The sequence below is a fragment of the Streptomyces sp. IBSBF 3136 genome, assembly GCF_036815105.1.
Taxonomy (GTDB): Bacteria; Actinomycetota; Actinomycetes; order Streptomycetales; family Streptomycetaceae; genus Streptomyces.
In genome coordinates, this window is the sequence record NZ_JAJSZC010000227.1 from 1 (window position 1) to 12,926 (window position 12,926).

Consider the following 12,926-nt stretch of genomic DNA (forward strand, 5'->3'; position numbering starts at 1 on the left):
CTCCCTCCCCGTCACCCCCGCCGCCGCCCGGCCCGCCGGAACCCCGGTGGCCGCCGACTGCACCCCGGCGCAGGTGGTCACCAACGGCGGCTTCGAAAGCGGCACCTCGCCGTGGACGCAGTCCTCGTCCGGCCTGATCACCAGCCGCAGCGGCGAGACCGCCCACGGCGGCTCGTCGTTCGCCTGGCTGGACGGCGTCGGCAGCACCCGCACCGACACCCTCACCCAGAGCGTCACTATCCCCAGCGGCTGCGGCACCGCCACCCTCAGTTTCTGGCTGCACATCGACACGGACGAGACGACCTCCTCCACCGCGTACGACAAGCTGACGGCGAAGATCGGCAGCACCACCCTGGCGACCTACTCGAACCTGGACGACGCCACGGGCTACGTACGCAAGTCGTTCGACGTGTCGTCCTTCGCCGGGCAGACCGTCACCATCGGCTTCACCGGAACCGAGGACTCCAGCCTCCAGACGAGCTTCGTCCTGGACGACATCGCCCTCGACACCTCCGGCGGGACCACTCCGCCCCCGGCGGACACGGCCCGCACCCCGGCCGCGCCCTCCTACACCGTCAGCCTCAGCAGTGACACCGGCGGCACGGTCTGGAACGGGCACGAGAGCGCCACGTTCACCAACGCCTCCGCCACCGCACTCAGCGAGGTGTACCTGCGGCTGTGGGACAACTACCACGGCACCTGCTCGGCGATGCCCATCACGGTCACCAACGTCACCGGCGGCACGGCGGGCACCCTCTCGGTGAACTGCACGGCACTGAAGATCACGCTGCCCGCACCGCTGAACCAGGGCCAGAGCGCCACCATCGGCTTCGACCTCGGGATCACCGTGCCCAGCGGCGCCGACCGGTTCGGCCACGACGGAGCGTTCAGCTTCATCGGCAACGCCCTGCCCGTCCTCGCGGTCCGCGACGGCTCGGGCTGGCACCTGGACCCGTACACCAACAACGGCGAGTCCTTCTACTCCCTGGCCGCCGACTTCAAGGTGACCCTCGACCACCCCAGCAGCCTGCTGGTCCCCGCCACCGGCACCTCCACCGACACCCCCGGCTCCAGCGGCCGCACCGTCACCACCGCGACCGCGGCCAAGGTCCGTGACTTCGCCTGGGCCGCCGGGCCCTTCAGCAAGATCTCCGGGACCTCGTCCGCCGGCGTCCCGGTGAACATCTACTCCGTCTCGGGCATCAGCTCCTCCAGCGCCCAGTCCATGCTCAGCACCGCCAAGTCCGCAGTCGACGCCCACGCGGCCCGCTTCGGCGCCTACCCGTACGGCGAACTGGACGCGGTGATCGACAACAACTACTGGTTCGGCGGCATGGAGTACCCCGGGTTCGTCCTCGACCTGGTCAGCACCACGGCACTCACCCACGAGATCGGCCACCAGTGGTGGTACGGCATCGTCGGTGACGACGAGTACAACAGCCCTTGGCTGGACGAGGCGTTCACCGACTACTCCACCGACCTCGCCCTCGGCAAGACCGGCAGCGGCTGCTGGAGCGGCGTCTCCTGGGCCTCCAGCGCCGAGAAGATCACCAACTCCATGGCCTACTGGGACGCGCACTCCTCCCGGTACTCCACCGTCGTCTACGGCTACGGCAAGTGCGCCCTGCACGACCTGCGCAGGGTCCTCGGCGACACCGCCATGGCCAAGCTGCTCAAGGACTACGCGAGCGCGCACTGGTACGGCGTCTCGACCACGGCCGAGTTCAAGGCGGCCGCCCAGGCCGCCACGAGCACGGACCTGACCTCCTTCTGGACCCAGCACCGCATCGACGGCTGACCGTCGGCCGTGGGCGGTGCCCTTCCCGGCGCCGCCCACGGCCACGCGCACCCCGGCCGCCGCGCCACTCACATGGCGTAATCCCCGCTCACGATGGCTTCGTTGGGCGGTACCCGGAGTGCGGCACGCTCCGACTGCGGGTCAGATGGATCCTGTGCGAAGCCCTATAGCCTTTCACCGCAGCCGCTCCCGCCGGGCACTCACCGGCGCGCTGACCGGCCTCCTGATCCTCCTGCCGATCCTCTCGGCCCCACCCTCCTCGGCCGGCTCCATGCCCGAACGGGGCAGCGCCTACATGGGCATGGGGGTGCTGGCCCACGACGGCTCCGACGTCACCGACGACGAGAGCCCGACCGGCTCCCGGACCACGCAGACCGAGGGCGTGGACGTCTCCAGCTACCAGGGGGACGTCGCCTGGCCGACGCTGTGGGGGAGCGGCGTCCAGTGGGCGTACACGAAGGCGAGCGAGGGGACGTACTACACGAACCCCTATTTCGGTTCGCAGTACTCCGGTTCGTACGGCGTCGGCATGATCCGCGGCGCGTACCACTTCGCGACCCCCGACACCACGGGCGGCGCCGCCCAGGCCGACTACTTCGTCGACCACGGCGGCGGCTGGTCCAAGGACGGCAGGACCCTGCCCGGCGCGCTCGACATGGAGTGGAACCCCTACGGCGAGGACTGCTACGGCAAGTCCGCGAGCGGGATGGTCACCTGGATCCGCGACTTCCTCGACCGCTACAAGTCCCGCACCGGCCGGGACGCCGTCATCTACACCGCCACCAGCTGGTGGACGCAGTGCACCGGCGACTACGCGGGCTTCGGCGCCACCAACCCGCTCTGGATCGCCCGGTACGCCTCCACCGCGGGCACGCTGCCGGCGGGCTGGTCGGTGTACACCATGTGGCAGTACACCTCCGCCGGCACCACCGTCGGCGACCACGACAGATTCAACGGCTCGGCGGACCGCGTCAAGAGTCTCGCCACCGGCTGACACCCCGTCGACAGCGCCGGTACGGCCGCCGGCCGCGCGGGCCCGGCGTCCGGCGTCCGGCGTCCGATGGAGAGGGTGTCGGGTGGAAGGGGCAGGACGCGAACCCGTGAGGGACGGACGAATGGACGTGGGGTCAGCGTCCCGTACCACGACGGAACCAGCCGCGCCGGGGCGGCGCGGCGGGCGCGGGGCCGGGGTGCGGCGGCTGTGCCGGGCCGCCGAACGGGGGCAGTTGCCGGAAGCGTTCGTCGAACGTGACCGTCGGGGTGATGCGGTGCAGCGCGGCCCGCACCCGGGTGAGCGGGTGGTCCGGGAACTGCGCGTCCCACTGCTCGTCGTCGGCCACATGACTCGGCAGCCCGCCGAACTGGCCGCCGGCGGCGTACGGATGTGGCCGGAAGTAGTTCTCGGGGCCCACCCGGTCCAGCACCATGGCCTCGCGCAGACCCGTCGTCCCGCCCTCCGCGGCCTGGACCTTCAGCACCGTGCCGCACCCTGCCTTGGGCACCGTCCATGAGCCGATGAACGCCTGCCCGTGCGGCCGGCCCGGCAGCGGCATCTTGATCAGCTGACGAAGCGCCGGGACACCGTGCAGGGTGCCGGGCACCGCCTCGATGAGGTTGCCGCCGTGCCCGCCCACACCGGCCGCCAGGGCGGTCCGCAGACGCTCGAACTCGTGCAGCGGGGCGGGCAGATCGGGGACGAGGGGGAAGAAGTGGACCGAGAGCACGAGTCCCGCCTCGTCCGTCCACACGCCGGGCTCACGCTCGGTGAAGCCGGACAGGTCCAGGCCGGTGATCGGAGTCATGGCGATCATCATGCCGCGCGGGGACGACGACCGGGCGGCGGGCCCCCTCTCCCGTCACCGACGGCGGCCCGCCCCGCGCCCCGGATTCCGGGCGGACTTCGTGCCCTGGAGCACCGGCCGGGTGGATGCCCAGGCTCTCGGTGTCTGGGCCCTCGCCCTCGGGGGCGGGGTGCCGGGCTCGCTCGCCGAGGACGACCTCGACCACACCCGTGCCGCCCCGGTGTCCCTGCCGGGCACCGCCCTCGCCGTGACGCTCGTCCTGGGCGTCCGCGCCTCCCCCGTCGACTGGGCCTCCGGACCGGGCCTCGCCCTGCTCGGCACGGTGGCCGGCCCGCTGGTGGCCGGGGCGAGCGGCCACCAGCTGCTCAGGAGCGGTGCCGGTGCCGGTGGTGCGGCGCGGAGCACCGGCTGAGCGTGGTGGGCCGGTGAGTCGAGCGGCGGGCGGGGAACTAGGCTCGGGGCGTGGCCCACGTGGAGATCGTCCAGCTGCTGGTCTCGCCGGTGCACCGGCTCGCGGGCCGGCCCGGCGACGGCGTACCCGAGCTGCCGCGCGACGAACTGGTGACGACGGCCGAGGTCCGCGCCGGCCTGGGCATGGTCGGGGACCGGTACTTCAACCGCCCCGCGCACCGCAACGCCTCCATCACCTCATGGCCGCCGAGCGCCTGCCGCGGCCCGCGACCGGCGAGGCCGACCTGCTGCGCACACGGCGCAACGTGCTGCTGCGCGGTGTGGACATCGACGCCTTCGTCGGCTCCACGGTGTTCCTCGACTGCGGTACGGGACCCGTGACGCTGGAGGTCCGCACCGCGGCCAGGCCCTGCGCGTGGATGGACGCGACGCTGGGGCCCGGTGCGCAGCGGGCGCTGCGCGGCGGCGGGGGAGTCCGCTGCCGCCCACTCACCGATGGAACCCTCACCGTCGGCCCGGCGGAGTTCGGGGTGGTCTGACCTCGGCCGTGTTGCACGGGGCGTCCGCTCCTCGGCCGGCTCCGCGCCCTCAGGTGGCCGAGGCCACCAGGCGGTCGGCCAGCCGGTGGGCCTGGGCGAGCAGGGCGCCGTAGGTCGCGACCTCGTCCGGGTCGTCCGTCGTCGAGCGGGCGAGGTCCCGGCGCAGCTCCTGGAGCGTGCCGCGCAGCTCCGTCACCGCCTCGCGCAGTTCGTCGTCCCGCGCCCGGTCGAACCGGCTGTGGCTGTACAGGCGCAGGGCACGGGCGGTCTGGCACAGGAACCGGGCGTAGCGGCGGGCGAGTTCCGGGTGCGGGCGGTGCTCGGCCCGCTCCTCGGCGGTCGCTTCCAGCACCGTACGGGTCACGCCCGTGGTGTGGACGGAGGCGTAGTCGAGAACCACGACGGCGTCGTCGTACCCCTGGCCGGCCGACGCGGCACGGCTGCGGTGCCGCAGGTTGACCCGCAGGCTCTCCCGGCTCCGCTCCAGCGAGGAGTACGCCTGCTCGACGAGGCGGCGCAGACGGAGGGCGCGCTCGTGCCAGGCGCCCGCCTCCTCGGCGTCCCAGCGGCCCTCGGTCAGCCCGTCGGCCACGGTCCGCAGGATGTCGTGGGCCTCGTCGGTCGCGTCCCGGAGCACGGCCCGGGTGTCGCGCAGATACACCGGCGGTCGGATCAGCGCGTTGACGGCGATGCCCACCACGGCGCCGAACAGGCCCTCGCCGAGCCGGGCCGCCGAGGTGGTCAGGGCCACGGGCCCGTTGGTCAGGACGAACAGCGCGCCGGTGGCCGCGTAGATGCCCTGGCTGCCCAGACGCCGCCAGTGGCCCAGCAGCATCACCACGGGCATGACCAGGGCCATGGCGGCCATCGTGTCGTGCAGCAGCAGCCCCACCGCGGTGGCCGCGACCGTGCCGACGGCGATCGCCGCCAGCTGCTGCAGACCGCGCGCGATCGACCGGTACACGGTCGACTCCACCAGGACCACCGCCACCCACGGCGCGACGAACGCCACGGGCGCGTGCAGCCACCAACCCGAGACCGCCCAGGCCACCCACGCGGCCAGCGCCGCCTTGAGAGCCTGGACGGCCAGGTCCCGTTCGCGGCCCGGTTCGGCCCAGGCCCGTCGCAGGGCCGTCACCACGGCCGTTCCGTCACGCCGCAGCGTCCGCCGGTTCACTGTCATTCCACGCACGGGGCTCCGGGTGCCACCCGTGCCACGGTCCATGCCGCCCCGCCCGCGCCTGGCGCACGGCGCCGGGCACCGTCCCCACCTGCGCGGTCACGCGTGGCGCGGCGGCGCCGCTCGCCGGTACCGGCGAGCCGGGCTCACGGAGGTACCGCCCGCAACGCGCGCAGGACCGCCCAGACGACCGAGATGAACGGCACCGCGACGACCGCCCCGATCACCCCCGCGACGATGCTGCCCGCGATGACGGACACCGCGACGACGAGCGGGTGCAGCCGCACGGCCCAGCTCATCACCAGGGGGTGCAGCACATGCCCCTCGATCTGGCCGATGACCACGATGAGCACCAGCACGGCCAAGGCCGTGAGCGGCCCGCGCCCGGCCAGGGCGACGATCGTGGCCACCCCCAGCGCCACCGGCGAGCCCACCAGGGGCACGAACGCGGCGAAGAACTCCAGCAGCGTCAGCGGCAGCGCCAGCGGCACCCGCAGCACGAGCAGCGCGATGCCGACCAGGACGGCGTTGGTGGCCGCCACGATGATGATGCCGCGGGTGTACCCGGCGAACGTGGTCCACGCCGCCCGCCCCGCCCGGTCCCAGGCCGGCCGTGCCCCGCTCGGCACGAGCTCGTCCCGTGCCCAGGCCCACATGCGCTCGCCGGAGTGGATGAAGAAGACGGACGCGAACAGCGCCAGCGCCGCGCCGGTGACCACTTCGACGACCCGGCCGAGCTGGGAGACCGCGCTGCTGAGGAGGTCGGACCGGTGGGCCGAGAGGTAGTTCGTGACCTGGCGCTCCAGCGCGTTGAGGCGGTTGGTGCTGAGCCGGAACGGCGGCCGTTGCAGCCACAGCTCGATTCGGTGGAAGCCGCCCCGGAACTCGTTCGCCAGCGTGCCCGACTGGCCGGCCACCGCGTTGCCCACCAGCGCGAGCAGACCCATCAGGAGCAGCAGGCTGCCCACGAGCGCGACGGCCACGCACAGCGGCCGGGGCAGCAGCCGGTTCAGGAGATCGGCGAGCGGACGCAGGACCGAGGTGACGACGAGGGCCAGGAACACGGCGACCGCGACCAGCTGGAAGCGGCCGAGGATGGTGAAGACGCCGTAGACGACGAGGCCGACGAGGACTAGCCGCCAGGCGTAGGCCGCGGCGAACCGCAGCCACGGCACCACCCGCCCGCCGGCCGGGCCGTCCGGCTCGGAACGCGCGCCCGCCGGCAGCCGTACGGTGTACGCCGGCCGGCTGCCCAGCACCGTGCCGCCCGCCCGGCGCCCCGCACCCGTCCGCCGTCCCGCACCGCCCACCGCGCCTCCCGCTACGTTGCGCCTCCGGGTCGTCACTGACCGACACGCCTGTCGAGAACGGTACGGGCAAGCGGGCGGAGGCGGCCGTACAACGCGCGGTCACAGGACCTCCACAACCCGCGGGCGTTGCAGGGGCCGGGGCAGGGGCACTCGGGCGGCGTCGCCGGCCGGGAGGAGACCCCCGTGGTCACCGTCGCCCTTCTGCTGCTCCCCGTGCTCAGCGTGCTGCTCTACGGCCTGGACCAGGTCGAGGACCGCTGGGTCACCCGCACGGCCCCGGCCGCCCGGCACGCCCGGCGCCGGTCCCTGTTCAGACGGCCTCTGATACGCGTGCACCGGCGATAGGAGCGCCGATCACCGGGCGCGATCAGTGCGGCCGGGAGCCGCGTGCCTCCCTGCCTCAACGGCTGGAAGCAGCGGCCGGAAGCAGCGGCCGGAAGCAGCGGCCGGAAGCCGCGTGCGGCCCCGCCTCGGTGGTCGGGGGCCTCAGCCCGGGCCGCCGCCCTCCTCGGCGCGCCCGACCGGCAACAGGTCCCGGATGTCGGCGGGCAGCGCACCGGCCATCCGCTCGGTCAGCTCGGGGGCCAGGGCGGCGTCCAGCACCTCCAGCACCGCCGCGGCGTCCCGCAGGGCGGTGTCCTCGTCGGTCCCGGCCCGGTCGGCGATCCGCCCGGCGAACACGGTGAGCCCGAACACCTCACCCGCGGTGCCCGAGTCGGGGGCGGGCGAGGCGTCGGCCGCCTCGCGCATCGAGGCCGCGAGGTCCGCCGGCAGCTGAGCGGCCACGTGACGGGCGAGCCCGGCCGGCAGCCGCTCCGAGAGCGTGCTCACCACGGCCCGCGCCGCCCGCTCGGCCGCCCCGCGGTCGGGCAGCGCGGCGAGCGCCTGGACCTTTCCGATCATCTCGTCGTGGTGCATGAGGGCGCTTCCTTCCTCACGGTGCCGCGCTCCCAGGGCCTGCGGGCCGGTGGCGGGAGGTCCGTCCGCGTCGCACGGGTCCCCGCCGAGAGCCGTGGGCGCTCCGGCGTCTCACTCCTCGGCCGACTGCTGGGTCCAGGTCCACGCGTACTGGAGCCAGTCCGCCACCGTCACCGCGCCCAGACCCCCGCACACCGTGCGGGTCAGACGCGACGAGGCGGTGTACGAGCACACCAGTGCCGTCGCCGTCCAGGCCGAGGTGCAGAACGGGCAGGACAACAGCTCGCCCAGCGCCCGCCGCACCCCCGTGCCGCGCGGTTCGTCGAGGACTTCGTTCCCCTCTCCCCGGCCGGTCCGGCGGGTGAACGGGGCGCGCACGAAACTCGTCACCGTGTCCCTGGTCAGCAGCCTGGACGTCTTGTACGTCGCCACCCCGAGGAGGACCACGTCCCAGGGCGGGAAACGCTCCGGCAGCCGGACCCCCCGGTACCTTGCCACCATGGCGTAGACGCCGACGCCCGTCGCGAGCGCGGAGGCGAGGGCCGCGTAGCCCGCGAGGGGCACCTCGCCCTGGTCGTCGTACCGACCGGCGTCCGTCGTCATCAGGCCTCCCGAGTGCGCGGCCCGCCTTCCGGCGGGCGCGCCCCGAGTTCCCCCGCGGTCCCCGGCCACACGTCGGCCGGGGCCCTGACGTGCTCCAGGCCACATATGACGAAGTTCCCAGCCCCCTCCAAACGCGCCGGGCCGCGGGCTACCGTGGCGACGAGCCCCTGTTCCCCTCACGCAGTTCGGACGGCCCGGTAGTGCTCACAGATCTGTCCCCCCTGATCGCCGCGACGGCCCGCTGGCTGACCGGCGCCTACCCGCCCTGCGGCGGCGCGCTGTCCTCCGCCCTGTGCGAGGCGCAGGCGCGGCAGGCCGTCACGGTCGCGGCGTGGTTGCGCTATCCGACCGACATCGACGCCGGGCTCGTCACCCTGGCCGGGCCCGGTGGCGCGGCCCGTCTGGACTGGATCACCGGCGCCGACGCGGCCGGCGAGGACGCGCCGGAGGACTGGGCGTGGCGCACCTGGGTCGACGAGGTCGTGGCGAGCTGGGCCGCCGGCCTGCTGACCGATCCGGAGCTGGCCGGCACCGCCGTCGGCGCGCTGGCCGGGGGAGAGCACATCGCGGGCCCGTCGGCCGAGTTCCGCCGCCTGCTCGACCCCGACGACGGCGACCGGCGTGCCGCCGCGCTGCTCAGGCACCCCGACCTCCTGGCGCCCGTGGCCGACCTCCACCGCGACCAGCTCCTCGACCGCCTCCGGTCCGGACCGGCCCTCGCCGCCTGACGGCTCACGCTCCCGGTCAGACCCCGGTCCCACCCCGGTCAGACCCCGGTCACACCTGGTCCGGCCTGGTCATACCTGGTCCCGCCGCTGGCAGCCGCGCCCCCGCGGTGGTCGCCCCCCGGGCCGGGGTAAGCCTCGCCGCATGACCTTCAAGAACCCCGTCCACCGCGGCGGCCCGCGCCGCGGCCGGTTCGAGCAGCTCGCCGAGTACGCCTCCAACCTCACCAGCTCCCCGGCCTTCTTCCTGTTCTGCCTGCTCCTCGTCGGCTTCTTCGCCGCCGCCCACGCGGCTCACCTGAACATCGAACTGCTGCTGCTGGCGGGCGAGTCCATGACCGCGGTCACCCTGCTGCTGCTCGCGCTGCTGAAGAACGCGGAGATGCGGGCCGAGCACGCCATCCAGCGCAAGCTCGACGCGATCGCCGGTGCCCTGCTGGAGGCCCACAAGGACGAGCGGGGGCAGGCCTTCGAGGATCTGCGCAGCGCGATCCGGATGGAGGAGGAGACCTGACGGGGGATGAGGAAACGCCGCACGGGTTCTTCCCGGAATGCGACAAACAGACCAACATGCCATGGCATGAACATTTTGCTCGTCGCCAGCGCGTTCAACAGCCTCTCCCAACGCGTGTACGTCGAACTCTCGGACGAAGGACACCGGGTGGACGTCGTCCTCGCCACGCACGGCGCCGAACCGGTCCGTGCCGCCGTCCGTGAACTGGACCCGGACCTGATCGTCGCGCCGATGCTGAAGACCGCCCTGCCCGAGGACGTCTGGCGGGAACGCACCTGCCTCATCGTCCATCCCGGGCCGCCCGGCGACCGCGGCCCGTCGTCGCTGGACTGGGCGATCGCCGGCGAGGCGCCCCACTGGGGCGTGACGGTGCTCCAGGCGGAGGCCGCCATGGACGCCGGCGACATCTGGGCGGCGGAGCCGTTCCCCGTGCCGGCCGTCGGCAAGAGCGACCTCTACCGCAACGAGGCCTCCGACGCCGCCGTGTCCGCCGTCCTGCTGGCCGTACGCCGCTACGCCGACGCCTCGTACAAGCCCCGCCCGCAGACGGGCGAAGCGGGCGACGGCCCGGACATCGTCTGGCGCGACTTCTTCCGGCAGGACCGGCGCCGTATCGACTGGGACCACGACAGCACCGGGACCGTGCTGCGCAAGCTGCGCGGCGCCGACTCCCAGCCCGGCGTCCTGGACGAGATCCTCGGCCACGAGGTCTTCCTGCACGGCGGCCACCGGGAGGACGAACTGCGCGGCCGCCCCGGCGAACTGCTCGCCACGCGGGCGGGCGCGGTCTGCCGGGCCACCCGCGACGGCGCCGTGTGGATCCCCGAACTGCGCCCCCGCAAGAACTCCGGCGACCCCGCGCCCTTTCGCCGCCCCGCCGCCTCCGTGCTCGCCTCCCTGGGCGCCCCGCTGCCCGAGGCCCCCGTCCCCTTCGAACTGGCCGCCGACCGGCGCACCTGGACGGACATCCGCTACCGCAGACGCGGCGCCATCGGCTTCCTGACCTTCTCCTTCCCCGGCGGCGCCATGAGCACCGACCAGTGCCGCAGGCTCCGCGCCGCCTACGAGCACGCGCTCGCCGACCCCACCTGGGTCCTCGTGCTCGGCTCTGAACGCGACTTCTTCTCCAACGGCATCCACCTGAACGTCATCGAGGCCGCCGCCGACCCGGCCGAGGAGTCCTGGGCCAACATCAACGCCATGGACGACCTGGCCGAGGCCGTGCTGCGCACCACCGACCGGCTCGTGGTGGCCGCGCTCGGCGGCAACGCCGCGGCGGGCGGCGCCATGCTCGCCCTCGCCGCCGACCAGGTCTGGTGCCGCGGCGGGGCCGTCCTCAACCCGCACTACCGGCGGATGGGCCTGTACGGGTCCGAGTTCTGGACGTACACACTGCCGCGCCGCGTCGGCACGGACACCGCCCACCGGCTGACCACCGAGGCGCTGCCCCTGAGCACCGCGTCGGCCGCCCGTATCGGGCTGGTGGACCGGATCGTACGCACCGGCCCGGGCGAGTTCGCCGCCGAGACCGGGCGGCTGGCCGCCGAGCTGGCCGCCGCCCCGGACCTCGCCCAGCGGATCGCCGCCAAGGCGGCCGCCCGCCGCGCCGACGAGGAGGCACGCCCGCTCGCGGAGTTCCGGCGTGACGAACTCGAGCGCATGCGCGCCATCTTCTTCGACCCCGAAGCCCCCTACCACGCCCTGCGGTCGGCGTTCGTCCGCAAGAAGCCGGCCGCCTCCACCCGCCCGCTGGCACCGCTCGACGGAGCGGCCGGGTGAGCCCCGCGACCGGCCGGCTGCTGGTGGCGGGCGTCGGCAACATCTTCCTCGGCGACGACGCGTTCGGCCCCGAGGTGATCCGCGCCCTCGACCGGCGCCCGCTGCCGCCCGGTGCCACGGTGCGAGACTTCGGCATCCGCGGCATGGACCTCGCCTACACCCTGCTGGACGGCTGCGCCACCGCCGTCCTCGTCGACGCCGCCCCGCGCGGCCACCGTCCCGGCACCCTCACCCTGGTCGAGGCGGAACCGCCCGACGGCACGGCCGTCCCCGAGGCCCACGGCATGGACCCGGAGAAGGTGCTGGCCCTGGCGGCGCAGCTCGGCGACGAACCGCTGCCCCGGGTCCTGGTGCTGGCCTGCGAGCCCGGCGTCCTGCCCCGCGGCGACGAGGACATCGCGCCGGGACTGAGCGCACCCGTGCGGGAAGCGGTCGACCGGGCCGTGGACGCGCTGCACACGCTGGTCCCCGTGCTGCTGGCCGACCCCGCCGCACCCGCCCCGGCGTTGGGCCGGGCGGTGGAATCCGGGACCCCGCACGCGGCTGCGCTGCCCGGCCACGGGCCCGCAGGAGCCGAAGATCGGTGAGACCCGGGCCGTACCGGACACGGCCGGGGCTCTGCCGTACGACTCCGAGGAGCTGAGCCCATGTGCCGGTCCGACGTCAAACAGGCCGTCCTGGCGAAGAACGACGACCTGGCCGCGAGCCTGCGCGAGGACCTGACACGGCAGGGCGTGACCCTGGTCAACCTGCTCTCCAGCCCCGGCAGCGGGAAGACCGAACTCCTCGGCCGGGTGCTGGCCCGGGCGGTCGAGCGGGACGTCCCGGTCGCCGCGCTCACCGCGGACCTGGCGACCGAGAACGACGCCGTCCGGCTGGCCCGTTCGGGCGCGCCGGTCCAGCAGGTGCTCACCGACGGACTGTGCCACCTGGAGGCCCGGCAGGTGCGCGGGCACCTGGAGGGCTGGCTGCCCGCCGACACCGCGGTGCTCTTCGTGGAGAACGTCGGCAACCTGGTCTGCCCGGCCTCCTACGACCTCGGCGAGAACCTGCGGGTCGTGCTGATGGCCGTGACCGAGGGTGAGGACAAGCCGCTGAAGTACCCCACCGCGTTCGGCTCCGCCCACCTGGTCGTCATCACCAAGACCGACCTCGCGCAGGCGGCCGGCTTCGACGAGGCCGCGTTCCTGGCGAACGTCCAGCGGGTCAACCCCGGGGTGGAGACCGTACGGTCCTGCGCCCGCACCGGCGAGGGTGTCGACACCCTCCTCGCCCACACCCTCGCCGCCCGGCACGCCGCCCCGTCGCACCGGCCGCCGCTCGCCCCCCACCCGCACGGCCACCACC

The 12,926-nt window shown here is 74.1% G+C and carries 15 protein-coding genes; 10 read left to right on the top strand and 5 right to left on the bottom strand.

Features of this window, described 5'->3' with window-relative positions; genetic code table 11:
- Together V7E45_RS33245 and V7E45_RS33250 are read left to right on the top strand one after the other, a co-directional pair.
- On the top strand, positions 1 to 1,798 hold a 1,798-nt coding region (locus V7E45_RS33245; protein WP_333777962.1), incomplete at its 5' end, for a M1 family aminopeptidase.
- A gap of 166 nt (positions 1,799 to 1,964) precedes the next feature.
- A complete protein-coding gene (locus tag V7E45_RS33250) occupies positions 1,965 to 2,792 on the top strand; it encodes a lysozyme (RefSeq protein WP_443056318.1) in 828 nt (275 codons plus the stop codon).
- A 133-nt stretch (positions 2,793 to 2,925) separates the two neighbouring features.
- Here the strand turns inward: V7E45_RS33250 and V7E45_RS33255 are convergent, their stop codons facing one another.
- Entirely contained in the window at positions 2,926 to 3,600 is a 675-nt protein-coding gene (locus V7E45_RS33255) for a hypothetical protein (protein WP_333777964.1), read from the bottom strand.
- Here V7E45_RS33255 and V7E45_RS33260 point away from each other — a divergent pair.
- Complete coding sequence (locus V7E45_RS33260) at positions 3,599 to 4,012, top strand: hypothetical protein (protein ID WP_333777965.1); 414 nt, start codon at positions 3,599 to 3,601, stop codon at positions 4,010 to 4,012. The genes V7E45_RS33255 and V7E45_RS33260 overlap by 2 nt on opposite strands.
- 238 nt (positions 4,013 to 4,250) lie before the next feature.
- Positions 4,251 to 4,550, top strand: coding sequence for a molybdenum cofactor biosysynthesis protein (locus V7E45_RS33265; RefSeq protein WP_333777966.1), 300 nt, complete (start codon positions 4,251 to 4,253; stop codon positions 4,548 to 4,550).
- A gap of 49 nt (positions 4,551 to 4,599) precedes the next feature.
- Here V7E45_RS33265 and V7E45_RS33270 read toward each other — a convergent pair whose 3' ends face one another.
- Positions 4,600 to 5,733 (bottom strand): FUSC family protein, encoded by a 1,134-nt coding sequence (locus tag V7E45_RS33270; protein WP_333777967.1) that lies wholly within the window; start codon positions 5,731 to 5,733, stop codon positions 4,600 to 4,602.
- 143 nt (positions 5,734 to 5,876) lie between these two features.
- Complete coding sequence (locus tag V7E45_RS33275) at positions 5,877 to 7,040, bottom strand: AI-2E family transporter (RefSeq protein WP_333777968.1); 1,164 nt, start codon at positions 7,038 to 7,040, stop codon at positions 5,877 to 5,879.
- Between the two features lie 183 nt (positions 7,041 to 7,223).
- On the opposite strand from V7E45_RS33275, the gene V7E45_RS33280 reads away from it, so the two are divergent.
- Positions 7,224 to 7,385: a hypothetical protein gene (locus tag V7E45_RS33280; protein ID WP_333777969.1), complete on the top strand. Its 162-nt coding sequence runs from the start codon at positions 7,224 to 7,226 to the stop codon at positions 7,383 to 7,385.
- A 141-nt stretch (positions 7,386 to 7,526) separates the two neighbouring features.
- Here the strand turns inward: V7E45_RS33280 and V7E45_RS33285 are convergent, their stop codons facing one another.
- A complete protein-coding gene (locus V7E45_RS33285; RefSeq protein WP_333777970.1) occupies positions 7,527 to 7,958 on the bottom strand; it encodes a DUF2267 domain-containing protein in 432 nt (143 codons plus the stop codon).
- A gap of 111 nt (positions 7,959 to 8,069) precedes the next feature.
- Positions 8,070 to 8,561, bottom strand: a complete 492-nt coding sequence (locus V7E45_RS33290) for a DUF1360 domain-containing protein (RefSeq protein WP_333777971.1) — start codon at positions 8,559 to 8,561, stop codon at positions 8,070 to 8,072.
- A gap of 200 nt (positions 8,562 to 8,761) precedes the next feature.
- Here V7E45_RS33290 and V7E45_RS33295 point away from each other — a divergent pair, with 200 nt between their 5' ends.
- The 5 genes from V7E45_RS33295 to hypB all read left to right on the top strand — a co-directional run.
- Entirely contained in the window at positions 8,762 to 9,289 is a 528-nt protein-coding gene (locus tag V7E45_RS33295) for a hypothetical protein (protein WP_333777972.1), read from the top strand.
- Positions 9,290 to 9,431: 142 nt separating this feature from the next.
- Positions 9,432 to 9,800 (top strand): hypothetical protein, encoded by a 369-nt coding sequence (locus tag V7E45_RS33300; RefSeq protein WP_333777973.1) that lies wholly within the window; start codon positions 9,432 to 9,434, stop codon positions 9,798 to 9,800.
- 66 nt (positions 9,801 to 9,866) lie between these two features.
- Positions 9,867 to 11,579: a hydrogenase maturation protein gene (locus V7E45_RS33305; protein ID WP_333777974.1), complete on the top strand. Its 1,713-nt coding sequence runs from the start codon at positions 9,867 to 9,869 to the stop codon at positions 11,577 to 11,579.
- Positions 11,576 to 12,166, top strand: coding sequence for a hydrogenase maturation protease (locus tag V7E45_RS33310; protein WP_333777975.1), 591 nt, complete (start codon positions 11,576 to 11,578; stop codon positions 12,164 to 12,166). The genes V7E45_RS33305 and V7E45_RS33310 overlap by 4 nt, the downstream gene beginning before the upstream one ends.
- A gap of 60 nt (positions 12,167 to 12,226) precedes the next feature.
- Positions 12,227 to 12,926: hydrogenase nickel incorporation protein HypB (gene hypB, locus V7E45_RS33315; RefSeq protein WP_333777976.1), on the top strand; the 700-nt coding region annotated here is incomplete at its 3' end.